The organism is Paraburkholderia sp. (assembly GCF_049581445.1).
Taxonomy (GTDB): Bacteria; Pseudomonadota; Gammaproteobacteria; order Burkholderiales; family Burkholderiaceae; genus Paraburkholderia.
The window spans coordinates 1-23,469 of the sequence record NZ_JBAURZ010000362.1 but is presented as its reverse complement, the minus strand read 5'-3'; the positions used below and the strand labels follow the sequence as shown (position 1 = coordinate 23,469).

16 protein-coding genes are annotated in these 23,469 nt (G+C 61.1%); 6 read left to right on the top strand and 10 right to left on the bottom strand.

Annotated features, from left to right (window positions below):
- The first annotated feature begins 53 nt into the window (after window positions 1-53).
- Entirely contained in the window at window positions 54-887 is an 834-nt protein-coding gene (locus WCA85_RS31010) for an oxidoreductase (protein ID WP_424068836.1), read from the top strand.
- 63 nt (window positions 888-950) lie between these two features.
- Here WCA85_RS31010 and dld read toward each other — a convergent pair whose 3' ends face one another.
- Window positions 951-2,690 (bottom strand): D-lactate dehydrogenase, encoded by a 1,740-nt coding sequence (gene dld / locus WCA85_RS31005; protein ID WP_424068834.1) that lies wholly within the window; start codon window positions 2,688-2,690, stop codon window positions 951-953.
- Window positions 2,691-2,845: 155 nt separating this feature from the next.
- Between dld and WCA85_RS31000 the strand changes: the two genes are divergently transcribed.
- Window positions 2,846-3,745, top strand: coding sequence for a LysR family transcriptional regulator (locus WCA85_RS31000; RefSeq protein ID WP_424068831.1), 900 nt, complete (start codon window positions 2,846-2,848; stop codon window positions 3,743-3,745).
- Between the two features lie 16 nt (window positions 3,746-3,761).
- Here WCA85_RS31000 and WCA85_RS30995 read toward each other — a convergent pair whose 3' ends face one another.
- From WCA85_RS30995 to WCA85_RS30970, 6 genes are all read right to left on the bottom strand, one after another.
- Window positions 3,762-4,550, bottom strand: a complete 789-nt coding sequence (locus tag WCA85_RS30995; RefSeq protein ID WP_424068829.1) for an FRG domain-containing protein — start codon at window positions 4,548-4,550, stop codon at window positions 3,762-3,764.
- 143 nt (window positions 4,551-4,693) lie between these two features.
- Window positions 4,694-6,061: an MFS transporter gene (locus WCA85_RS30990; protein WP_424068827.1), complete on the bottom strand. Its 1,368-nt coding sequence runs from the start codon at window positions 6,059-6,061 to the stop codon at window positions 4,694-4,696.
- A 222-nt stretch (window positions 6,062-6,283) separates the two neighbouring features.
- Entirely contained in the window at window positions 6,284-7,741 is a 1,458-nt protein-coding gene (locus WCA85_RS30985) for a mechanosensitive ion channel domain-containing protein (RefSeq protein ID WP_424068825.1), read from the bottom strand.
- 81 nt (window positions 7,742-7,822) lie between these two features.
- Window positions 7,823-11,188 (bottom strand): efflux RND transporter permease subunit, encoded by a 3,366-nt coding sequence (locus tag WCA85_RS30980; protein ID WP_424068823.1) that lies wholly within the window; start codon window positions 11,186-11,188, stop codon window positions 7,823-7,825.
- A 10-nt stretch (window positions 11,189-11,198) separates the two neighbouring features.
- Complete coding sequence (locus WCA85_RS30975) at window positions 11,199-12,476, bottom strand: efflux RND transporter periplasmic adaptor subunit (protein ID WP_424068821.1); 1,278 nt, start codon at window positions 12,474-12,476, stop codon at window positions 11,199-11,201.
- Window positions 12,477-12,551: 75 nt separating this feature from the next.
- A complete protein-coding gene (locus WCA85_RS30970) occupies window positions 12,552-14,120 on the bottom strand; it encodes an efflux transporter outer membrane subunit (protein ID WP_424068819.1) in 1,569 nt (522 codons plus the stop codon).
- Window positions 14,121-14,468: 348 nt separating this feature from the next.
- Between WCA85_RS30970 and WCA85_RS30965 the strand changes: the two genes are divergently transcribed.
- Window positions 14,469-15,185: a Pr6Pr family membrane protein gene (locus WCA85_RS30965; RefSeq protein WP_424068817.1), complete on the top strand. Its 717-nt coding sequence runs from the start codon at window positions 14,469-14,471 to the stop codon at window positions 15,183-15,185.
- On the opposite strand, the gene WCA85_RS30960 is transcribed toward WCA85_RS30965, so the two are convergent.
- Window positions 15,137-17,842, bottom strand: coding sequence for a hybrid sensor histidine kinase/response regulator (locus tag WCA85_RS30960; RefSeq protein ID WP_424068815.1), 2,706 nt, complete (start codon window positions 17,840-17,842; stop codon window positions 15,137-15,139). The two genes, WCA85_RS30965 and WCA85_RS30960, sit on opposite strands and share 49 nt — an antisense overlap.
- A gap of 282 nt (window positions 17,843-18,124) precedes the next feature.
- Here WCA85_RS30960 and WCA85_RS30955 point away from each other — a divergent pair, with 282 nt between their 5' ends.
- The 3 genes from WCA85_RS30955 to WCA85_RS30945 all read left to right on the top strand — a co-directional run bounded on the left by WCA85_RS30955 (window position 18,125) and on the right by WCA85_RS30945 (window position 21,173).
- Window positions 18,125-18,865: an ATP-binding cassette domain-containing protein gene (locus tag WCA85_RS30955; protein ID WP_424068813.1), complete on the top strand. Its 741-nt coding sequence runs from the start codon at window positions 18,125-18,127 to the stop codon at window positions 18,863-18,865.
- Window positions 18,866-18,921: 56 nt separating this feature from the next.
- Complete coding sequence (locus WCA85_RS30950) at window positions 18,922-19,917, top strand: ABC transporter permease (protein ID WP_424068811.1); 996 nt, start codon at window positions 18,922-18,924, stop codon at window positions 19,915-19,917.
- A gap of 263 nt (window positions 19,918-20,180) precedes the next feature.
- Window positions 20,181-21,173, top strand: coding sequence for a sugar-binding protein (locus WCA85_RS30945; RefSeq protein ID WP_424068809.1), 993 nt, complete (start codon window positions 20,181-20,183; stop codon window positions 21,171-21,173).
- 128 nt (window positions 21,174-21,301) lie between these two features.
- Here WCA85_RS30945 and WCA85_RS30940 read toward each other — a convergent pair whose 3' ends face one another.
- Together WCA85_RS30940 and WCA85_RS30935 are read right to left on the bottom strand one after the other, a co-directional pair.
- Entirely contained in the window at window positions 21,302-22,300 is a 999-nt protein-coding gene (locus WCA85_RS30940) for an AraC family transcriptional regulator (RefSeq protein ID WP_424068807.1), read from the bottom strand.
- A gap of 96 nt (window positions 22,301-22,396) precedes the next feature.
- Entirely contained in the window at window positions 22,397-23,188 is a 792-nt protein-coding gene (locus tag WCA85_RS30935) for a DUF2182 domain-containing protein (RefSeq protein ID WP_424068805.1), read from the bottom strand.
- Between the last annotated feature and the right edge of the window lie 281 nt (window positions 23,189-23,469).

The following is a 23,469-nucleotide window of genomic DNA, read 5'->3' as shown; positions in this document are numbered from 1 at the left end:
CATGGGAACAATACTAATATGCAACCCTATCCCGTCTGTTCGGAGTCGTTCCCATGCCATCCAGCAAGATTCTGCTCATTACCGGTGTCAGCAGCGGCTTCGGCCGCGCCTTGGCCCAGGAAGCGCTCGCGGACGGTCATCGCGTGGTCGGCACGGTGCGAAGCGAACAGGCGAAGCTCGACTTCGAAGCGCTCGCACCGGGCAGCGCGTTTGGCCGCATTCTCGACGTGACCGATTTCGATAATATCGACGGCGTGGTTGCCGAGATCGAAAAAACCGTCGGACCGGTGGACGTACTGGTCAACAACGCGGGCTACGGTCATGAGGGCGTGATGGAGGAATCGCCGCTCTCTGAGATGCGCAGACAGTTCGATGTCAACGTGTTCGGTGCTGTAGCAATGACGAAGGCCGTGCTGCCCTACATGCGCGAACGCCGGCGAGGACACATCCTCAACATAACGTCGATGGGTGGCTTGATCACCCTGCCGGGCATCACGTACTACTGCGGCAGCAAATTCGCGCTGGAAGGTATTTCTGAGGCGCTCGGCAAGGAAGTCAAGCCACTCGGCATCGCCGTGACTGCGGTGGCGCCGGGTTCGTTCCGTACCGATTGGGCAGGACGTTCGATGGCCCGGACGCCTCGCTCTATCCCGGACTACGACGCTGTGTTTGATCCGGTTCGAAAGGCTCGCGAGGAAAAGAGCGGCAAGCAACTGGGGGACCCGGTTAAGGCCGCTCGTGCCATGCTGACCGCGATAGCCAGCGACACTCCGCCCGCGCACCTGCTCCTGGGCAGCGACGCACTCAGCCTCGTACGCGACAAGCTGTCGGCATTCGCCGCCGAAATCGACGCCTGGGAAACAGTCACCCGTTCGACGGACGGCTGATACGCTTGCATTTATCCGCCGCCAGCGCAGGTTGCGCATCGACGCGTCGGCTATACGCTGAAGCTAGACCGCAGGCTCCCGGTATTTCGCGAATTTCGATGTCTGCCCGATCCCTGGGTTGAGGCAGTTGCAAGGATCGATCTGCTGATAGAACGCAGCAAGCTGGGGCTTCGCGCGGTACAGATGGCCGACATTATGTTCCGCCGGATATTCAGCGCCGCGCCGGTCCAGCAAGGTCCACATCTTATGCTCGACCGCCAGACAGTCATTGCCCTTCCTGACGATGTAATCCTGGTGGAATACGTGGCAAAGGAAGTGCCCGTAGTACAGCTTGATGGAGATCGTTTCCTCGATGTCGGATGGCAGCGTCTCGATCCAGTCTCGATCGTTACGGCGCAGCGCCACGTCGAGCGCGACTATATCCTCGACTTCCCGGGCATGCACGGCGCGATACCGTACCGCGGCGCCGGCGGCGGCAAAACGATGCAGGAACGCTTTCACGCCCTCTTCGTCGGTGCATTCGAAAAACCCGCCGGTAGCATTCGCGAAGTAGTTCGCGAGGAATGCACGTGTTTCATCGACGCTTTCCTGCGCGACCTTCAGCATCAGATGATGCTCGTACTTGTCGCGATACTGTTTCATTCGCGCTGGCAGATGACTCGGAAACAGCCGGCTCGCGGCCTGCAAGACGCGGTCGGTCAAATGCGCAGGGAGAAAGGCGAGACGGTCGAACAGCGCATCGAAGCGGCTTTTTAGCGCAAAGAACGCGGGCAGCCGTGACGTACCGAGATAGTTGATCGCAAGGAAGGTATCCTTACCATATTCTTCTGCGATATTAAACGCGTCGCGATGGAGGTATTCGCCCGAGATGGGCAGATGCTTGAAGTCCTGCAGTACGTGACGACGGATTTCCGTCAGTTCGTCTGGCCGGTTCGTTCCGACATAGAAGACCTTGGCGTTCTGTTCGACCGGAAACGTGTCGAGCCTCACGGCAAACACCATCAGCTTGCCAGCCGAGCCGGATGCTTCATGAAGCCGCTGCGGGTCGGCGTTGTAGCGAGCCGGTGTATCCGCGTCGATCTCGCGCACATGGCTCGCGTAGCCATGGTCCGAGCCGGCGCCCGCGTTGTGCACGACATCAGCATCCGAGAATTCACCGCGCTCAAGCCGGCCAAGGATATCGTCAGGTGTCTCGCCGAGGTGGATGCCGAGATGGTTGACGAAGTGCAGCTTGCCGGTCTCATCAACCTGCGCGAATGCTGCCATTTCCGTGTAAGCCGGGCCGCGATGCACCAGTGCACCGCCCGAGTTATTACAGACACCACCAAACACCGACGCGCCGATACAACTCGAGCCAATCACCGAATGGGGTTCACGTCCAAGGGGTTTCAGCGTTTGTTCCAGCTGGTCGAGTGTCGCCCCGGGCAGGCAGACGACCTGTTTGCCATCGTCGATCACATACACCTTCTTCATGCGGCTCGTGCTGACAATCACGATGTCGCGATCGTAGTCGTTTCCGTCGGGCGTCGAGCCGCCTGTGAGGCCCGTATTCGATGCTTGCGTGATCACGATCACGTTGGCCGCGATGCATGCCTGCAGGATTTTCCATTGCTCGACGACGGTGCCCGGACGTACCACGGCGAGCGCCTTGCCTGCGCCGAAACGAAAGCCAGTGCGAAAGCGGCGCGTTGCGCCCTCATCGGTCAGCGTGTGTTGCTTGCCGACTATGCTGCGAAACTCCGCGATCAACGTTTCGGCTGTGTTTGCCCGGTCCGCTGCCAAGGGTACGTGCGCTGCTGACATCGACTTCTCCTCTTGAAACGCTGGGTATGACGCTCATCGGCTTCGTTCAGCCGATTCGACTGCGACCTTTGGGCGCAACAGGTTGACACGAAGGTTAAAATCAGAGCCGTCATTAGTCCAATATCTCGAAGTCACTATTTGGAGACGAAAAAGATATGGAATTTCGCCAATTGCGTTATTTCCTTGCCGTCGCAGAACACTTGCATTTCACGGAAGCCGCGAGCCACCTGGGCATTGCCCAGCCGCCTTTGAGCCAGCAAATCCTCAAGCTCGAGCGGGAGATTGGCACCCCGCTGTTTATCCGGCACCCGCGCCGCGTCGAACTCACCGAGGCGGGACGCCTCTTTCGCGAAAGCGCGCGGCGTATCGTCGAAGACGCGCAACAGGCTTTCGCGGAGGCGCAGAACGCTGGGCGCGGCGTGACGGGACGGCTTTCGCTGGGCTTCGCGGGTTCAACGGTATTTCACCCGGCGGTGGCGGCGACCATGCAGAGCTACCGGCATGCTTTTGAGCGTGTATCGATCAGTTGCGAGGAAAGCAACAGTTCGCTGCTCCTCGACAAGGTCGCTGAGCGGCACCTCGACGCTGCGTTGGTGCGCATGCCGCTGAACTGCCGGGATCTGGTGGTCGAACCTCTGATTGAAGAAGATATGCTGGCGGTGCTGCCAGCGAGCCATCGCCTGAACCGGCGGCGGCGCATTGCTCTGGCGGATCTCGCAGGCGATCCGTTCATCCTGTTTCCGAGGCCGATCGGCCCGGACCTCTACGACTCGATTATCGGCGCGTGCCGCGAGGCGGGCTTCGCGCCTTCGATCGGCATGGAGTCGCCGCAGATATCATCGGCGGCGAATCTGGTGGCGGCTGGGTTCGGCGTTGCTGTGGTCCCTGCGTCGATCCGGCAGATCCAGGTCGAGAGCGTCTCGTATCACGAACTGCGGGGCAACCCACTGTCGACGGGGATCGCGCTGATCCATCGGCCGCGTGAAAAATCGCCGACCGTACTGAACTTTGTGAAAATGTTGCGCAAGCAGCGCCTAGCGGCTCGCACGGGGTGACGCTGGCCGTGACGTGTCACCGCGACGGCGTCATTCCCGACCACACGATCTCCAGTTCGACACCAATCGACCGCGCGAGCCCATCGAGGCCCGGAAACAACGATGCGTTTGTGATGTTCATCCGGTATAGCCATTTCATCGCGTCCACTCGCACGTCGACGGGCAGTACGATCTTGTGCAACAGTTCCTCGCCGGTCTCGTAGCCGTCGACAATCTCATGCAGCGGCCGGTCGATCACACCAGGTACCACGAATGTCCCCGATTGCGCGATCAGCCGGTCGTCCATCTCGGTCGGCTCGCCGAACCAGATCACCTCGTTCGTGTTGCAGAAGAAGTATTTGTCGAAGTGTCCGTCGATGCGCGGATCGATCACGTCGCGCGTGAGACCCGGCTTCGTTTTCGGCAGGGCGCGATTGTTCCATAGCGCCGGCGTGTTGAGCGCGAAGATCGCGGAATCGTCGGTGGCGCGCTCCAGCGCGAAAAATGCCGCCACGAAGGGGCTTTTCGTGAAGTCGAGCAGGCGCGTCGGTGCGCCATGGTGCTGCATCAATGCAAGGCAACGCAGATCGTTCGCGAGCAGTTCCGGTTGGCCAAGATAGTTGTGTGCCTTGCGCCTGAACACGCGGATCGCGCGCTCTTCGCGTGCTCGCCATTCGTTCTTGTCCAGCACGTAAGCTCTCATATAGCGGGACAGCGAGCTTTCAAGATGCCATCTTGCATGCTGCTGGCCACGAAACGCCCAACCGTCGAGCGTCGACGTCAGGTCCATAAACTCGTTCCAGTTCGATAAAACAGTCGTCTGCATAAGCTCTTCTCGCTGGCGATCTCGTTGGTGTAGCGCGCGCCACGTTCGACTGCGCGCCGACAGGCATGACTATATTGCGGCGGTGGTGACAGTAGCAAGACGCCGGCTAACACCCTCGTTCGTCGATCAGAATGCCGTTCGCGCTAACGATCAGACACTTGAGCGGGCGGCACCGGCGCCGCGCTTTCTTCTGCCGTCGCACCGGTCGTGTTCACGCAGTGGTTCGTTTGGGTCACAGGGTCTGCGGCAGGCGTGCCCTGCAACGGCCGCTCCGGATGCAGGAAGATCCACAGCACCGCGCCACACGCAGCCGCCACGCCGATCAGGAACAACCCGCTCTCCCAACTGCCCGTCACCTTCACCACGTACGCGACCGTCACCGGCCCCGCAACGTTGGAGAGCGCGCCCCACACGTTGGTCCAGCCAGACATCACGCCGGTGAACTCGCGTCCAAGGTCTTGGGTTGCGGACCACACCACCACCTGCACGAAGCCGACCGCGGCAAACGACAGGCACAACAAACCGATCACCGACGGCATGCCGGTCGCACGCGACGCGCCGATCAGCGCCGCCGCACTCACGATGAAGCCGACCATCGCAACAGGTGTACGCGCCCAGTAAATCGAGCCGGTCAGCTTCAGAATCCGGTCGCAGAGATAGCCCGCGACAAATACCGCGATAAACACTGCCACCCATGGCAGTGACGTATAGACGCCCATCGCTTTCAGCGAGAGTCCGCGGGCGCGCATCAGATAGGTCGGCAACCAGGTCGTGTAGAAGCTCTGGATCAGCACCAGCAGGAAGTACTGAATGCCGAATACCCAGAAGCGCGGCTGGCTGAAGCAGCGCAGGAACGCCCCTTTGATGGGCGCGTTTTCAGGCGGTTGCCCGGCGGCGATGAACTCGGCCTCCGCTTTCGTGATCAGCGGGTGCGCAGCGGGCGTATCGCGGTACCCGAACCACCAGACCAGGCTGAGCAGCAGGCCGAGCACGCCGAAGCTATAGAACACCGCATGCCAGCCAAAATTGGCGATGGTCCATGCCGTCAGCGGCGCCGATATGATCGGCCCCAGGTACAGGCCGGCCAGCAGCATCGAGTTGCCCTTCGCGCGTTCGGCACGCGGAAACCAGCGCTTGATCGCGACCACCCCGCTCGACCAGTCTCCCGACTGCGCGCCGCCGAGCACCAGCCGGCAGCCGAGCAGCCAGGCAAACGTCGCGCCGAACGGCGTGATTATCATCATCAGCGACCACACCGCACTCGTTCCGAACAGCACCTTGCGTGAGCCGATCCGCTCGGCCAACCGCCCGGCCGGCATCTGTCCGACTGCGTAGGCCCAGAAATACACCGTCAGGATCATCGACATTTCGACGATCGACAGTCCGAGCTCTTTCTGGATGGTAGGCGCTGCGACCGTCATGGCGGCGCGGTCTAGCGTCATCACAAAGGTAATCGGCGCGACCAGAAAAGCGACGATCTTCCACCGGATACTGCTGATGTTCTGCAACATGAATCATTCCCATGCATATGGCGCGTTCGTGCAGCGCATCGGTCGTGGACCGAAACGCACTGCCGGAGCAAAGACTGTTGGTGTCGGCCTGGAGGCTAACCCGCTTCTGCAGATTGTCTACGACTTTGGACGTTGGCGTCGAACGCCCGCTCACTGACGGCTGCAGACATCAACCTGTTCTTCGACTTTAATCGGCAAAACCAATCTGCGCGCCGGCGCGAATTACAAGGTAAGCGAATGCAGTTCGCGGATCTTTTCAAGCAGCCAATGAAAGACCGATTGATCCGGTGCCGGTTGCGCCGGAAGGTCCACAGACAGTTTGCCTAATATCTCCCGCCGGGTAGAAAGCAGTCGGCACATGGACTTTGCCACCTCGGGGTTGGCTTTCAGAATTGGCGTAAGGTCCTCCTGGCGCAAGGAGGACACAGTCGTTTTCGTCAGGGTGACAACCCGGACGTTTGTCGGCATACCGGCGAGCAATCCCCCTTCACCAATGACATCTCCGGGACCGAGGCGCCCTGCTTCCACCTGCCCCGATGGTTCGTCGATGATTACCGACAGCACGCCAGAATCAATAATCGTAAGGCTATTGGGTACGGTCTCCGGCGTGACCAATACCTCCCCAACCTCGTATTTCTGTGACGTGAGACGAGCCGCGAGCTTTTTGATCTCCTCGTCGTTTAGCGCTGCAAAGAGCTCTACGCGTCGCAAGCGGAGCTGCTTCATGTCGCTTGCCAGCGGGTCTGGTGTCGCTGCGCCGATTGGACGAAGGTTAATGCCGGCTGCGGCGAGATGTCGATGCGACAGGTCATACAGTTCGTTGGTCGCCGGGGTCTTCTTCGCCATATCGTCGACATACGCCGTTACCTCGTAGTGAACAAAGTTCACACCCGTGTCCTTGACCTGAACGTAAGGCTCAGGCGCCGCGAGAATTGAACGTGATGCCACGAGCGCATTTTCAAGGGCCGTGACCACTACGCCGGGACGCTCCTCTGGAGACACATCAATCACGAGTGAGATACCGTGTAACGACGGCGGTCGATTGCTGTTGGTAATTTTTGTCTTGGCGGCCAAGGCGTTGGGAACGACAACCACGTTCCCCTGCGATGTCAGGAGGTGGGTGGCCCGCCAGTTCATTTCAATAACCTTTCCTTCGGTGCCGTCAATAGAGACCCAATTGCCCACCTCATAGGGCTCGGTTGTATTGATGACAATGCCGGCAAAAACATCGCTCAAGGTGCTTTGAATCGCGAGACCCAGCACGATAGCGAGTGCGCCGGAGGTCGCCACGAGCCCCCGCACCGGCACATTGAACACAAACGCGAGCGCCGCAACGATCGCGGCCAGAAAAATGACAGCGCCAAAAATGTCCTGGAAAAGACGCTGCTTGCGCCATGCCTTTGGCAGCAATAGCGCGTCGAGCGCAAGTGTCAGAAGACGCGCGCCGTTCAGCCACCAGATGACCTCAAGAATCTGTCCTGCCAGTTGCAACGAAAACAACGGCCCCGGGTCTGGTTTCGAGAACGGACTGAGGTTTGCAGTGAATAGCACCGCGCACAGCGCGGCGAAGATGAACAGCCTGATAAACAACCGGACAATATCGCTTTCTGGAAGCTTGAATCGCCAGATCGCGACATCGAGAATGACGAGGGCGTAACCCGCGAGCAATAGATTGGTCATGCCGGCTCCCTCGCCATATCGCGAGCGTTGCACAGGGTTCGCCAGACATGCCCAGCGTCAGGTCTGGCGTGCGTCCGTTCGCTAGACTGGCGCGCCTTCCCCTGCAGGACCTGCGCCACCCGCGCCACCGCCGTCGTGACCACCGCCACCCGGAGTCCCATCGTCGTGCTTGCCGTGGCCGTCCCCGCCCTCGCCGTCATCACCGTGATGGGGCATCTTGTGTGACACCTCGTCGAGCTTGTCACCCAGCAGTCGCCGTACGACCACATAGAACACCGGAATCAGCAGCAGACCGAAGATGGTCGCGAACAGCATGCCGCCGATCACGCCGGTGCCAATTTCATGACGCGACGAGGCGCCCGCACCCGAGGAGATCACCAGCGGGAACACGCCGAGGATGAAGGCAAACGAGGTCATCAGGATCGGACGCAATCTTAGCCGGGCCGCCGTCAGAACAGCGTCGCGCAGCGTCATGCCACGTTGCTGCCCCTCCACGGCGAACTCGACGATCAGAATCGCGTTTTTCGCCGCGAGGCCGATCACGGTCACGAGGCCGATCTTGAAGTAGATGTCGTTCGGCACGCTGAACGTCAGACAGAACACCAGCATGCCGAGCATGCCGAGCGGCACGACGAGCAGCACCGCAGCAGGAATCGACCAGCTTTCGTACAGCGCGGCGAGACAGAGGAACACCACTACGATCGACAGGATCAGCAGCGTCACCGCCGACGAGCCTGATAGCAGTTCCTGGAATGACTGCCCCGTCCAGTCCGCTGCGAAACCGTTAGGCAACTGGTGGTCGACGATGTTTTGCAGCACATCGATCGCCTGCCCGGTCGCGTAGCCCGGCGCAGAGTTGCCGACGATCTCGATCGCCGAGTAGCCGTTGTAGCGCGGTAGCACGGTAGGCCCGAGGGTCCATCTGGAATTCACCACGCTGGCGAGCGGCACCATGTTGTAGGGGGCGATCGACGGGTTCGCGGCCGATGGGTCGGCGGCCGTCGTGAAGCCGTTCAATGCCGACGTGCTGGTCGATGACGACAGGCTCGCGGTCGTACCGGTGCCGGTGCCGGCAGCGGTGCCGAACAAGCTCGGCGTATACAAGTGCTGGAACGCCTCGAGGCCCATCCGGTACGGCGCATCGGCCTCGATAAAGACTTTCTTTACGCGCCCGCCGTAAGTGAACTGGTTGACGTAAAACGGTGCGAGCTCCAGTTCAAGCGTGTTGTAGACATCGGACAGCGACAGGCCCATCGCTTCGGCCTGGGTTCGGTCCACCGCGATGTCCAGTTGCGGTGCGTACGGCAGCGAGTTGGGGCGGATCCCGAACAGCACTGGGCTCTTCGTCGCATTTGCGAGCAGCGTGCGTTCGGCCTGGCCGAGCTCCGCTCGTGACTGGCCTTCGCGTGCCTGCAGATACATGTCGATGCCGCCGAACTGGCTAAGACCGCGGATGGTCGGCAGATTCACCGCGAAGATCTGCGCATCGGGAATGGAATGAAGGATCTGGTTGATCCGCGGAATCAGCTGCATCGCGGTTAGAGGCCGCTGTTTCCAGTCCGCCAGCTTGATGAACGACATGCCGACGTTTTCGCTCGTGCCGACAAAGCTGAAACCCTCTGGCTGGAAAATGCCCACGATGTCCTTGCCGACCGCACTGTGCAGGAGCTTGTCGCGCACTTCGCCCATCACGTGATTGGTGCTCTGCAGCGTCGAGCCGGGCGGCAGATTCACGAGCGCGAGCACGAAGCCCTGATCTTCGTCGGGCACGAAGCTGGTCGGCAGTTTCGTGTACAGGAAACCTGTCAGCACCACGACCAGCACAAATACCATCATCCAGCGCGGCGCATGGGTCACGGCCCGGCCGGCGTGGCCGATATAGTGTGTCGTCGTCCAGTCGAAAGTGCGGTTGAACCAGCGGTAGATCGCGCTCTTCTTGTCCGGGTGTTCGGGCTTCAGGATCGCCGCGCACAGCGAAGGCGTGAACGACAACGCAAGGAACGCGGAGAATCCCATCGACACCGCGATCGTCAGTGCAAACTGCGCGTAGATGATGCCGGTCGCGCCCGGTTGCAGCGCGGACGGTATGAAGACCGCAGACAGCACCACCGTGATTGCGATGATGGCGCCGGTGATCTGGCCCATCGCCTTGCGGGTCGCCGCCTTTGGCTCTAAATGCTCCTCGGTCATGATGCGTTCGACGTTTTCGATCACGACGATCGCATCGTCGACCACGATGCCGATCGCGAGCACCATGCCGAACAGCGTCAACTGGTTAAGCGTGTAGTGCAACGCCGACAGGCCAATGAAGGTCCCAAGCAGCGCGACCGGAATCACGAGCGTCGGAATGATGGTAGCCCGCAGATTCTGCAGGAAGATCAGCATCACGAAAAACACCAGCACGATCGCCTCGATGAGCGTACGGATCACGTCGATGATCGAGGCGGTAATAAACGGCGTGGTGTCGTATGGCACGCTCCACACGACGCCTTCCGGCAGGTCCCGCGCCAGTACCGCCATCTCGGCTTTTACCGCCTTCGCGACCGCGAGCGCATTCGCACCCGGCAGCAGGTAAATCGCCATCCCCCCAGCCGCCTTGCCGTCATAGACCGGCGCGAAGCCATACGTCTGTGAGCCGAACGAAATGCGCGCCACGTCGGAGAGCTTGACCGTGGTGCCGTTGTTGTTCGCCACGAGAATGATGTCCTGGAACTGCTTGAGCGACGAAAAGAGGGCGTCGCCCGTCACGGTCGCCGTAAATACCTGCCCCTTCACGGCCGGATCCGCACCTAGCGAGCCGGCTGCGAACTGCGCGTTTTGCGCGTTCACGGCATTGAGTACCTGGGTCGTCGACAACCCGTAGCTCTGCAGCTTGTCGGGGTCGAGCCAGATGCGCATCGCGTACTCCGAGCCAAGCAGGTTGGTATTGCCCACCCCATTCAGACGGCCGATGTTGGGCTGAATGTCTGATGCGAGAATATCGCTCAGGCGCCCAGCATCGATCGCCGGGTTGTTTGACTGCAGCGCGACGAACATCAGGATGTCCGGGCTCGCCTTCGCCACTACGACCCCTTGCTGCGTTACCTGCGAAGGCAGCAGCGGCTGGGCGATCGTGACCTTGTTCTGCACCTGCACCTGCGCGATGTCTGGGTTAGTGCCCGTTGCGAACGTGAGGATGATCTGCGACTGGCCACTCGCGCTCGAGGTCGAACTGAAATACAGCAGATTGTCGATCCCGGTGAGCTGTTGCTCGATCACCTGGGTCACCGTGGATTCCATCGTCTGGGCGCTCGCGCCCGGATAGGTCGAAGTGATGGTCACTTCCGGCGGCGCGATGTCCGGGTACGAATCGATCCCCATGCCGTGCACCGAGATGATGCCGAACAGGCAGATCAGGATCGCGATGACCCAGGCAAAGATGGGGCGTTGAATGAAAAAACTCGGCATGAACGGTCTCCTATTGCGCCATGCCGGCCGAAGCCGATGACGCTGTGGAAGCCGGCGCTGCCGCCGGACCCGACGCCGATGCTGCCGGTGGTGCCGCTGCCGCCGGCGCTCCGGATGCTGCCGAATCCGCCGCCGCAGCCGAAGACGCAGGCGGCTGCCACGCGACAGTCTTCGCCGGTGCCCCTTCCTTTACCATCTGAACACCCGTCACGATAATCTGGTCCCCGTCTGTCAGACCGCGCGTCACGACCCAGTTATTGCCAAGGCTATTGTTCGCCTCGACGTCCTTACGCCCGACCTTGCCATCCGCGTTGACCACCATCACGTATCCGCCCACGGTGTCGCGCTGCAATGCCTGCTGCGGAACCAGATACACATTGTTCTGTTGACCGAAATTGACCGTCAGCGTCACAAACATGCCGGGCAGCAGATGCCGCTGCGGGTTCGCCACGAGCGCGCGCATGTTGATCGATCCGGTCGCCGCATTGACGGTAATGTCTGAGAAATCGAGCGTACCCGCCGTGCCGTATGACGTGCGGTTAGGCAGTCCGATCTGCACCGTGGTCTGGTTCTGCTGTGTCAGATCGATCGAGCCCCGGGTCTGGGACTGCTGTAGCGTCGCCAGGTCGGACGAACTGATCGTGAAGTTCACGTACATCGGATCGATCTGCTGGACCGTCGTGAGTAGCGTCCCGCTGCCACCCGAGTCGGAGGTACTGCTACCCACCACCGCACCCGCAGTCACCTGTTGCTGTCCGGCGATCCCGCTGATCGGCGAGGTCACACGCGTGTAATTGAGCGAAACCTTTGCGGTCTCGACAGCCGCCTCGTCGGCCTTCACCTTGGCCGCCGCGCTGCGTTCAGCGGCGTCGGAATTGTCGACGGTTTGCTGTGAGATCGAGCCCACTGGCAGCAGCTTGCGGTTGCGCGCTGCGGTGATGTGGTCGTTGACGTAGGTGGCCTGATCCTCGGCCAGCACCGCCAGGTCGTTATTGACCTGCGCGCGGTAAAAGACAGGATCGATCTCAAACAGCACTTGCCCCGTGCGAACCGGCGCGCCTTCCGTGTAATTGCGCCGCAGCAGCACGCCAGACACGCGGGCCGTCACATTGGCGCTGTAGTAAGCCGACAGCCGGCCGACGAACTGACGCTCAAGCGCCACCGACTGCATATGCGCCGTCATGACCGAAACCTGCGGCGGTGGAGGCGTCGGCGCAGGTTTCGAGCAGGCGGCAAGTACGATCAGACACAGATACGACAGCGACGCGCGCTGAGGACGTGGCTTCATGAGAACTCCGTTCTTGCTTGAGGCCAGCACGCGCGGGCTTCGCGGTATGCCGGATCATATGAAACAGCATGCGGGTCAGTCGGCGGAATGCACCGCGGCAGGTTGCGCTGCCGCGTCCGAAGCGGGTGATGAAGCGGCGGCCGGCACCGAAGCGACTTCGGCGTCATCGCGTTGCCAGCCACCGCCAAGGTTCTTGACCAGAAGCACGTTGCTCTCGGCGAGCAGTGCCTGCGTGTCGCGCACACTCTCCTCCGCCTGGATCAACGTCAGCCGTTGCGTCAGCACGTTCTGCTGGCTGGACGCACCGGCATTGAACTGCGCCTGTTGGCTTGAAAACAGCCGGCTGCTGCTGTCGTACACCTGCTCGAACGCGCTGGCCTGCTGCCGCAAATGATTCATCGACGAGAGGCTGTCCTCCACGCTCTGGAACGCCGTCAGCACCGTATTACGGTAGTTCGCGACATCTTCGTCGTAGGTCGCGCGCGCGCCATGTACCGCAGCGGTGCGTGCGCCGGCGTCGAAAATCGTTTCCGCGATATCGGGGCCAAGCGTCCAGAAACGGCTAGGTACCGAGAACAGATGCGCGAACGTGTTGTGCGCGAAACCGCCCTCGGCCGAAAGCGTCACGTCCGGAAAGAACGCGGCCTCGGCGACGCCAATTTTCGCGTTGGCCGACGCCGCCGTGCGCTCGGTGCTCACGACGTCATAGCGCCGTTCCAGCAGTTCGGAAGGCAGTTCGGGCGGCACGGGAGGCGAAACGAACTGATAGTCCGGATCAGGCGCGATGGAAAATGACCCCGGTGGCGTGCCGACCAGCACGGCAATGGCGTGCTCGTCCTGCTCCCGTGAAATTTCGGTCGTCTGCAGGTCGGCGATAATCGTTTGCAGATTCTCCTGCGCGTTGAGCACGTCGTCACCCGACGCTTCGCCTTCCTTGAATCCGGCTTGCGTCATCCCGAGAATCTGTCCGTAGATATCCTGCTGCTCCTTCAACATACGAATGTCGAAGTCGGCCTGCCGTAGCTGGAAATAGTCGGTCGCGACGCTGGCCGCGATCGAAATGCGCTCGCCGGCCAGCTGTGCGTCAGACGATTGGGCGTTTGCTCTCGCCGATTCGAGCTGGCGCCGTATCGCGCCCCACAGATCGAGTTCCCAACTGACCGTGCCCGTCACCGCCACGCTGTTGCCCGCCGCGGCCGGCGAACTGGAGCTGCCCGCCGAGAGCCCTGCGATGTTGCCGCCCGAGCGCCCGCCTTCCGCGCCCAGACTGACGACAGGAAACAGGGCTGCCCGGTCGGACTCTATGGTTGCGAGAGCAACGCGGTAGGCGGCTTCTGCCGCCGCGACCGACTGGTTGGCCTGCAACGCCTGGTCGACCAGACCGTTGAGTTTGTCGTCGCCATACATGCGCCACCAGGTGCTCGAGATCGCCGCTTGTGGATTCGCCTCGGCGCGCTGCCAGTCCACGCCTTCCTTGAACCCTTCCGGCACCTGAACCGTGGGCTTGCGATAGTCCGGGCCGACCATGCACGCTGCAAGCGACGTTGCGACGATGAGCGCGACGCCGCCCTGCACCACCCGCCTCGATCGCGTGCGTGTAGTGTATTTGTAAGCCAGCACCGAGGTCTGCGAATCACTTTTCAAGCCTATTCCCCTCTTAACAGGATCAGCAGCCTGACAACGAGATGACACGTACCCGTATATTTAACTAGCCCAGAAAAAAATATCAATCACGAACGCCGCAACATATTGCACCTGATCGCGGCAGTTGCGCTATCGCCTCGCTGTCGACCACCTGGCGTTGGCCAGTCGTTGCGTAATGCATGGCCCTTGTGCCCGAGGTGGTGACCGCGCTAACGCTGCCACTTGTCACTGCAATTGATGCACTGCAGCGACGCAATCGCGAAACGTCGTGCCGTCGCCCTCGTCCCGAGGTCACAGATCGCGACCCAGACTGTCTTATACTCGATTTCAGTGAAACGGACTCTGAGCATGCCAAAGCACTCCGCTCATCCCGAACCGCATCGTTCCGACTTGCCGCTCGCGACGCCAAGTCTTGCGTCAATCTCCATGGCATCGCTGATTGCGATTCTTGCATGGCTGGCCCTTGCCGCGCAGACCGACATCACGATTAGCAGAATGCTGTTTCGCGGCCTGGGTGTGATCGAGGGTATTGAGCGGTTGAGCAGCTACCTGACCAATCTGACGATACTCACCGTGGCGATCAGCTTTTCCTGCGTGGCCACGCGAGCGCGCTTCGCGCCCGGGGGATTCTTCCGCAAGCCGCCCGTGCTCACCGCGGTCGTCGTCTATATCGTGTTCGTCGGTCTTGCCTATAACTGTCTGCTGCGTCATCTGTGGACACCGTCAGGCTACCGCGCGCTGCTCAACGAATTGCTGCACACGGCCATACCGCTGCTATGCGCGCTGTACTGGCTGCTGTTCGTCCCGCGCTTCCATCTACTTCTACGCGATTGCCTGTTCTGGCTGGTGTATCCGCTTGCCTATCTGCTGATGACACTCTGGCGCGGCAGCGAAACCGATTTTTACCCCTATCCGTTTATCGACGTCAGCGAGCTCGGATTTGAACGCGTGCTCATCAATACGGCGTTGCTGCTGTTTGGCTTCTGTCTGCTAATGGGCGTGTTTATCGCGATCAATCATCGCCGTGCGCGTCCCGCAACGGTGGCTGACTCTTCGTCCGCATAATCGGCCACCCGTACCGACAGGGCTTTGAGCAAACTTTCCACCCTGACCGGCTTGACGAAATGCAGATCGAACCCGGCTGCCTGCGCACGCATCCGATCCTCGGCTTGTCCATACCCGGTAATCGCAATCAGCAATAGCGGTGTATCGCATTGCGCGCGCAGGACCCCGGCCAGTTCGTAACCGTCCATACCGGGTAGCCCGATGTCGAGCAACGCGACGTTCGGCTTGAAATCCCGCACGACTTCCAGCGCTTGCGCCGACGAATAGGCAACGCAGGTCACGTGATTCTCCGTTTCACATAGCATGGCTAACGAATCGGCCGCATCACGGTTATCGTCAACGATAAGTATGCGGCGCACCGACGCTTCCTGAGGCGCGTCGAGTGCCGAAAGCGCGGCTCCCGAATGCCGTTCATGATGATGCAGGCGCGGCAGATCGACCGTCACGCTCGTCCCTTGGCCCGGTCCTGGACTGCGTACGGAGATCCTGCCGTCATGCATTTCTACAAGCTTCTTGACCAGCGATAGCCCGATGCCGAGTCCGCCCTCAGAACGGTCCAGCGTGCGCTCGCCTTGCGAAAAAAGATCGAAAATATGCGGCAGCAGTTCGGGCGACACGCCGGAACCCGTATCCGTAATCACGATAGATATCCACTCCGCGTCCACATGCGCGGTGATCTTGATGCTGCCGCCTTCGGGGGTGTATTTGCTGGCGTTGTTCAGAATATTGACCAGTATCTGCGACATGCGGGTGGAGTCCGCACAGATCCAGCTGGTAGCGTCCGGCACTTCGACGTGGATTTGCTGGGCGCGTGCCTCGACAAGCGGGGCGACCGATTCCACCGCGTGGTACACAGCGGTGCAAACGAGAATAGGCTCGTACTTCAGCGCAATGCGGCCCTGGGTGATCCGGGACACCTCAAGCAGATCGTCGACGATACGCGTCATATGCTCGGCCTGCCGTTGCATCAGCCCAAGCAGATCCGGCTCCTCATGCTCTAAGGGCAGCGCCGCTTTTTGCATTAGCGCGATCGCCGTTCGTAACGGCGCCAGTGGATTGCGCAGTTCGTGTGCCAGCATGGCGAGGAATTCGTCCTTGCGCCGGCTCGACTCGCGCAGCATCAACTCTAGCCGCTTGCGCCCGGTGATATCGACGATCGAGCCGATGATACGCAGCGGCTCGCCACCAAAACCGCGTTGCAGTAGCGCGCTACCCCCGACCCATTGCTCGCGCCGCGCATGCTGGATACGAAATTCGAAGTTCGCGTGCGGCGCTTCTCCATCCAGGAGACGTCGGACATAACGGTCGAGCGAAGCGCGGTCGTCGGCATGCACGCGGGAGAGCGCGCTTTGATAGGGCATCCGTGCCACGTGGTGACAGTCCCCGCCGTTCTCCATCGAAAGGCTCCAGTCCGACAGATCGAGCGTCACGATGCGCAGCTTGGCGGCCTGCGTGGCGGCCCTTAATCTCAAGCGGCGCGCTTCGGTTGCGGCCTGCGCTTCGCGCCGTGCCGTCACGTCGGTCATGGTTCCAAACCATTCCTGCAGATTGCCCCGCTCGTCGCTCAGCGGCGCCGCGTTGGCCTGCATGTAGCGGTAAACGCCGTCCTGCCGGCGCAGGCGAAACGTCAGCGACTGAGCGGTCTTCTCGAGCCGCGCATCCTGCCAGCTGCGTCGTGTGAACTCGCGATCATCCGGATGCACCAGGTCGAGCCAGCCCCAGCCGTCGAGCCTGGCGGCATCGGCTCCAGCGAACTCTTTCCACGAACCACCGGCGACGCGGATGCGCCCATCGGTATCCGCCGACCAGACCATCGCGCCGGTCGATTCAACGAGTGCGCGATAACGCCGTTCGCTAACACTCAGTTGCTCTTCCTTGCGGTGCTGCTCGCTGATATCGAAGGTCACGCCGTACACGCGCACGAGGCGCCCTTCGGGATCGTACTCAGAGTGCCCACGCATGCGCAGCCAGCGGCACGCCGCTTGACCTTCTCCAAGGCGGTAATCGAGTTCGAATGGTGCACGGTGCCGCAGTAATTCGTCGAGCTTGCGGTGATAGGCATCGCGGTCGCCGGGCGCCACGCGATTGCTCAGTTCTTCGATGGTTGCGCACTCAATGCCCTCAGGCAGTGCATACATCTTCGCCAACTCGGCGGTCATATGCACCATCCGGGTTTTCATGTTCCATTCCCAGCCGCCCATCCGTGCGGCCTGGAACGCCGCACGCAGGCGCCGCTCGCTGGCTTCGTACAGGGCCCGCGTATGCCTGGATTCGTGAATGTCGATTGCGACGCCCACCGTGTCGGAGATATTGCCGTGCTCGTCGCGGGTCGCCTGCAGATGAAGCGTGTGCCAGCGAAATGCGCCGTCTGCACGAACAAGCCGCACGTCCACATTGCGCAGGAGCGGGCCATCTTTTATCTGGCGTACGGCATCGAGCACAGCGTCGATGTCTTCCTCGTGCACGAACGTTCGCCAGTGCCGTCCGATTACTTGTTCGGGCGGGCCGCCGAGATATCGGCAAGCCCACGGATTCGCGTAGAGGATTGAACCATCGCGTGAAGCGCGCCACACGAAGGCAGGAAGAAACTTCGCAGGAGCAGGATCGGCTTCGCCGCCTGCAGCCTCCTCGACCGTCGATTCAGGATCTTTGGCCATTGCATAAGCTCGTTATCTGGGTAAGCGGAAACTAGGGGCGCATCCACTGGTACCCATATAGCATACGCCGAGACCATCACAGGTACATGCGACCACTTCGCACAAGTGCAAGCAAAACGATAGCTCTCACGATGTGCGCTGCCCCATGGGCCGAAGGTAAACCCCGAACGAGCGTTGCTTGCCAAAAAGCACCTTTGTGCTATAAAAAAATGTTGGTTTGCATGTCCACCGTCTGCCCGGCAGAAGAAACGGGCGGCATTACTTGAGCGAGCGAGACAGTCCATGAGTCTTCTGGAACTCAGAGGCGTTTCCAAGCATTTCGGCGCGATTCAGGCGCTGATCGACGTAACGCTCAGTCTGGAGCGGGGCCAGGTGGTCGGGCTCATGGGAGACAACGGGGCCGGGAAGTCGACGCTAGTGAAGGTCATCGCCGGTAACTTTCCCCCCTCGCACGGCGAGATCCTTATCGAGGGTAAGCCCACGCATTTCGGCAAACCCGTCGACGCCCGGGCTCAAGGGATCGAAGTCGTCTATCAGGATCTCGCGCTTTGCAACAACCTCACGGCGGCCGCCAATGTCTTCCTCGGCCGTGAGCCACGCCTCGGCTTCTGGCCCATCCGCATCCTCGATCACGCGACCATGTACCGGCGCGCTGGCGAACTCTTTAAAGAACTTAAATCGGAGACGCGCCCTCGCGACCTCGTCCGGCAGATGTCCGGAGGTCAACGACAGGCCGTGGCGATTGCTCGCACGCGCCTTTCCGAAGCGCGCCTCGTGATCATGGACGAGCCGACCGCAGCGATCAGCGTGCGTCAGGTGGTAGAGGTGCTCGACCTCATCAAACGCCTCTCCGAACATGGCATTGCGGTCATTCTCATCAGCCATCGCATGCCTGACGTTTTCGACGTCGCCCACCGCGTGGTTGTCATGCGGCGTGGGCGTAAGGTCGCGGACAAGAAGATCGAAGCGTCCTCCCCGGAAGAAGTGACCGGCCTCATCACCGGAGCCATCACCACCGCCTGAATCTGCCTCGCAACGGAGACCCGAAATTGAACGATGCGCCGGAAAGGCCTACCCGAATGCAAACACTGCTTGATGATCCGCAATCCACGCGGACTCATACTCGCTGGTCGGGGCTGCTCGCGAGCCAGGTGTTCTGGGTGGTGCTCGCCACCATCATCGCTTGCGTCGTGCTCTCGTTCGTCACCTCGACCTTTGCGACGCAGCAGAACCTGTTCAACGTCACGCGCAACTTCGCCTTTGTCGCTATCGTCGCGCTCGGCATGATGGCCGTGATCGTCACGGGCGGCATCGACATTTCGGTCGGCTCGACGATTGGCCTGAGCGGGATCGTGCTCTCGGTGGTCATGAATGCCGGCTATCCGATCTGGGCCGGTATCGGCATGGGACTCTTGACCGCAGGGCTGGTTGGCCTCGTGAACGGCATACTCATCGCCTATCTGGACATGCAGCCTTTCGTCGTCACGCTCGGCATGTTGAGCGTTGGGCGTAGTCTTGCGCTGGTGTTCTCCGGCAGCCGGACCATTTTCGATTTTGGCCCCGACGGCAGCAAGCTGCTTGCGCTCGGCGGCGGCAAGACCTTCGGCGTCGCCAATCCGGTGTGGTTCCTGGTTGTCCTTGCCGTGCTGTTCTGGTTCGCCTTTGCGTGGACGCGCTGGGGCCGCTACGTCTTCGCGGTCGGCGGCAACCGTCATGCGGCCAACCTCACTGGCGTTCCGGTGCGCCGCATCATCTGCTCGGTCTATGTCCTCGCTGGACTCATGGCAGGCGTCGCGGCGATCCTTGAAGTGGGCTGGCTCGGCGCGGTGACGACGGGCCTCGGCACGGGCGACGAGTTGCGCGTGATTGCCGCGACCGTGATCGGCGGCACCAATCTGATGGGCGGCATCGGCAGCGCCTTCGGGACCGTCGTCGGCGCCGCACTCATCGAAGTGATCCGCAACAGCCTGATCCTGCTCGGTGTCGATTCGTTCTGGCAGGGCACGGTCGTGGGCGCGTTCATCATCGTCGCCGTGCTCTTCAACCGGCTAGGCGGTGTGCGGCAAGGAGATTGAAATGTCTTCGCGCGCATCGGCCGCGATACGGCCGGTGCGACGATGGGCGGGGTGCGGCCGGACGAGACGCGGCGCTGCCGGACGCAAGTGTGCATGAGACCGCGAAGTTCCGCGGGAAGGCGAGCAGGCTCGAATACGGGCTTTCCTTGCGATTATTACGAAAGTTGTGCGAGACATGGGCACCGCAGAGCCGGGGCCTGTCGCTTTGCATGGGACCGGAGTAAACGCTAAAGCGCTAACGCTGGTCGACCTAGGAGGCAACGATGAAAAAAGTATTGATGTGTCTTGCTGCGATCGGAGGACTTGCCATGCTGGGCTCTCCCGCCTTCGCAGCCGATAAGACCCTCGCGCTGGTGGTGAAGGGTCTCGACAACCCCTACTTCGACCTCATGCATCAGGGATGCGAACGGGCGAACAAGGAACTCAACAAGGAAGGCTACACCTGCTACTACACTGGCCCCGCGACGGCCGCCGACGAAAGCGCTGAAGTGCAGATCATCGACGATCTTTTGACGAAGGGCGTATCGGCCATGGCGATCTCGCCCGCGAATGCCCCGGCCGTGGCCGAAGTATTGCGCCGCCGTCACATGTCGATTCCGATCATCACCGCGGATGCCGATTTGCTGCCGAAGGACGCGTCGCTGCGTAAGAGCTATGTAGGCACCGACAATTACGAACTGGGCGTCAAGCTCGGTGAGCAATTGAAAACGCTGATGCCGAAGGGCGGCAATATCTGCCTCGTGATGGGCAATCCCGCAGCCGAGAACATCAACCAGCGCGCTCAAGGCACACGCGATGCACTCTCGGGCAAGAAGGGAATCCAGAAGCTCGCGGGCGAGAACGGCTGGCATGAAATCAGCGCCTGCCCACTCTACGTGAATGACGATGCCGCCAAGGCGAACCAGATGATGCAGGATACGCTGACCGCCAATGCGACCGGGCTCGATGCTTTCGTACTCGAAGGCGGCTGGCCGCTGTTCGCGCCGCAGGCCTATTCACAGGTCGTTGCGCCGATCATGCAGAAGATCCAGGACGGCAAGTTCGTGATCGTCTCGGCCGATACGCTTGGACCGGAACTTCAGGCCCTCAAGGACCATAAGGTCAACGTGCTTGTCGGGCAACGGCCGGAGGAAATGGGCTATCGGGCAGCGATGGTCATGCGCGACCTTGCTGAAGGAAAAACCGTGAAGCCGGTCATCCACACCGGCCTCGACACCTGTACCTGGCAGAACGCCGACACCTGCCTCAATCATTGATCAAGGGCTGGCGGGATCGGTCAGGAAACGTGATGCTGGACGAGAGGGGAGCAACCGCGGCGGACCGCAGTTGCTCCCCTTCTATGCTTGATGGCGTTGGCCTGGCGTTTATCGCACAGGCGACCCGCTCAGACGGTATTGCGATACGCAGCAGGCGTGCTGCCGGTCCAGTGACGAAACGCACGATGAAAAGCGGTGGGATTATCGAAGCCTACGTCATAGGCGATCGCTGCAATCGCATCTTCCGACTGCGTCAGCCGCTGGATTGCGATGTCGCGCCGCACCTCGTCCTTGATGGCCTGAAACGTCGTCCCCTCCGCTTCGAGCCTGCGGCATAGCGTGCGTACCGAGTAGTGCAGATGATCGGCCACCGCGTCGATCGCCGGTGGGGTAGGCAGACAATCGGCGATGTAGCGCCAGACGCGGTGACACACCATCTGCTCTGCGAACGAGACAAAAATCCAGTCCTCGGGAGCGCGCCCGAGAAATGCCTTGAGCTCCGACTTGCGCCGCCTGACTGGAACATCAAGATAGGCGGCGTCGAAACACATACGCGTCGTTTGCCGGCCGAATTGCACCGGGCCCGGAAACAGATAAAGGTGGTCCCCCGCCCGCGCGGGCCGATGAAACTCGAAGTCCACCTTCGTGAGTGCAATTTTCTGTCCTATCAGCCACGACGCCACGCCGTGCACCAGTTTGAGCATCAACTCGCGGCCCAGCGTGCTGACTGCAGGGCCCGCCGGATTATCGACGAGTTCGACACAGCCCACCGCGTCCTCGCGATTCAGGACGACGCGGAATTCGTCGAGAATCAGGTGAAAGAACTGACCGAAGCGATGCAACGCCACACCCAGATTCGGCGCGTCAAGCAAGCTTAGACAGAGGAATTTCAATGTCCCGCTTCGCAGTGGCCGGCTGAAAATGCCGGGCATTTCGTCGTCCAGTTCAACAGCGAGGAGCCGGTAAAGCGTCGAGAACTGCTCCTCTGTGACCCGTGCGCCTGGTTTGCTCAGTAGCTCATAGGGAATACCCGAGCGGCCAGCAAGACGCGCCATTGCGGCACGATCGGCTCCACTAAGGAAGGCGTTCACGACCGAGATCGACACAGTAGAGGATGGTGGGTTCAAAAGCGGATTCTGATGGCGCGTGAAATTGGCTTATTTTGTCATAAGCCGCGCGGGTGGCGAATGGTCCGCTCTCAAGCGTGCGCAGAGCGCGTGATGTTATGCGAGCAGCGCCGCTCGCATGAATAGCCACACTCCTGCGCCGACGACTACCACGCCAACCCCGCGCGCTACGCGCTCACCGTCCGGCAAAAGACGTTCGGCGGTGATGGCCGCTTTCACGAGCGCCATCATGCGCAGGTCCATGATGCCGATGACCAGAAGGATCGCCGTCAGGCCCGCGCAGCAATATGCGCAATGCAGGCCGTGGTGCATACCGCATTGCAATACTGTGCTCGCGCGCACTGGCGAGATGCCGTCTCGCGCTGGTGCCGATCTGCAGCAGGCAAGGTGATGCGCCTTCCACGCAGTCAACTGAAGTGCGCCGCCACCGAGTACCACCAAAGCCCCAGCGATCGGCACGGCGCGCGCCAGCACGGGCCACTGGAGTTCGAGCGCTGCCAGCGCAACACCCACCGCATACGCAACGATGCCGAATGCCATCCACACGCTGAAGTACCCTGCGCCCATGAGCGTGGTCAGCCAGGCGCGACGCGTCGCGCTGACCCTGCCGAACGACTCGCGGTAACGCCACAACACGGGCGCGAATGATGGCAGCATCATGGCCACCATCATCAGCATCCACATGCCGAGGAACGAACTCGCGGAGTAGGACCACGTCTGTCCACACATCCGCGTCCATGCATTCGACAGTGTCCAGCCGCCCGGCATCGGCATCTCTCCCATCGCCGACATCGACGTGCACCACCGGATCGTCCCTGTCACACTGACGGCAAAGAGCAGCGCGATAGCGCCAAAGAAGGGCTGTTGCGAAACGCGTCCGGCACTCATGATTCGAGAGATCTCCTTGTTTCGGCTGACCTTTCCTCGCGTGTTGCCGTCATATGTTTCGTCGTCATGCCTGCCTCCGTTGAATGCGGGTCGTCGTGTCGTACCCGGTATTCCCTGTACGACGGGATAGGGGGTACGCATGTGCTAGATTAGTTGCGGGCCAGAAACGGTGGGAGTGACAAGTGTGGCGGGATTCCGATAGACGATGGATTCGCTAGTCACCGCTGCGGCACGCGCGCTCGCCGCCGGCGACCCGCTCGGCGCGCTGAAGCGGGTGGCCT

Bases quoted from the DNA above. Each gene is read 5' to 3' on its own strand.
- WCA85_RS31010 (WP_424068836.1), top strand. From the start codon at position 54: ATGCCATCCAGCAAGATTCTGCTCATTACCGGTGTCAGCAGCGGCTTC.
- dld (WP_424068834.1), bottom strand. From the start codon at position 2,690: ATGTCAGCAGCGCACGTACCCTTGGCAGCGGACCGGGCAAACACAGCC.
- WCA85_RS31000 (WP_424068831.1), top strand. From the start codon at position 2,846: ATGGAATTTCGCCAATTGCGTTATTTCCTTGCCGTCGCAGAACACTTG.
- WCA85_RS30995 (WP_424068829.1), bottom strand. From the start codon at position 4,550: ATGCAGACGACTGTTTTATCGAACTGGAACGAGTTTATGGACCTGACG.
- WCA85_RS30990 (WP_424068827.1), bottom strand. From the start codon at position 6,061: ATGTTGCAGAACATCAGCAGTATCCGGTGGAAGATCGTCGCTTTTCTG.
- WCA85_RS30985 (WP_424068825.1), bottom strand. From the start codon at position 7,741: ATGACCAATCTATTGCTCGCGGGTTACGCCCTCGTCATTCTCGATGTC.
- WCA85_RS30980 (WP_424068823.1), bottom strand. From the start codon at position 11,188: ATGCCGAGTTTTTTCATTCAACGCCCCATCTTTGCCTGGGTCATCGCG.
- WCA85_RS30975 (WP_424068821.1), bottom strand. From the start codon at position 12,476: ATGAAGCCACGTCCTCAGCGCGCGTCGCTGTCGTATCTGTGTCTGATC.
- WCA85_RS30965 (WP_424068817.1), top strand. From the start codon at position 14,469: ATGCCAAAGCACTCCGCTCATCCCGAACCGCATCGTTCCGACTTGCCG.
- WCA85_RS30960 (WP_424068815.1), bottom strand. From the start codon at position 17,842: ATGGCCAAAGATCCTGAATCGACGGTCGAGGAGGCTGCAGGCGGCGAA.
- WCA85_RS30955 (WP_424068813.1), top strand. From the start codon at position 18,125: ATGAGTCTTCTGGAACTCAGAGGCGTTTCCAAGCATTTCGGCGCGATT.
- WCA85_RS30950 (WP_424068811.1), top strand. From the start codon at position 18,922: ATGCAAACACTGCTTGATGATCCGCAATCCACGCGGACTCATACTCGC.
- WCA85_RS30945 (WP_424068809.1), top strand. From the start codon at position 20,181: ATGAAAAAAGTATTGATGTGTCTTGCTGCGATCGGAGGACTTGCCATG.
- WCA85_RS30935 (WP_424068805.1), bottom strand. From the start codon at position 23,188: ATGAGTGCCGGACGCGTTTCGCAACAGCCCTTCTTTGGCGCTATCGCG.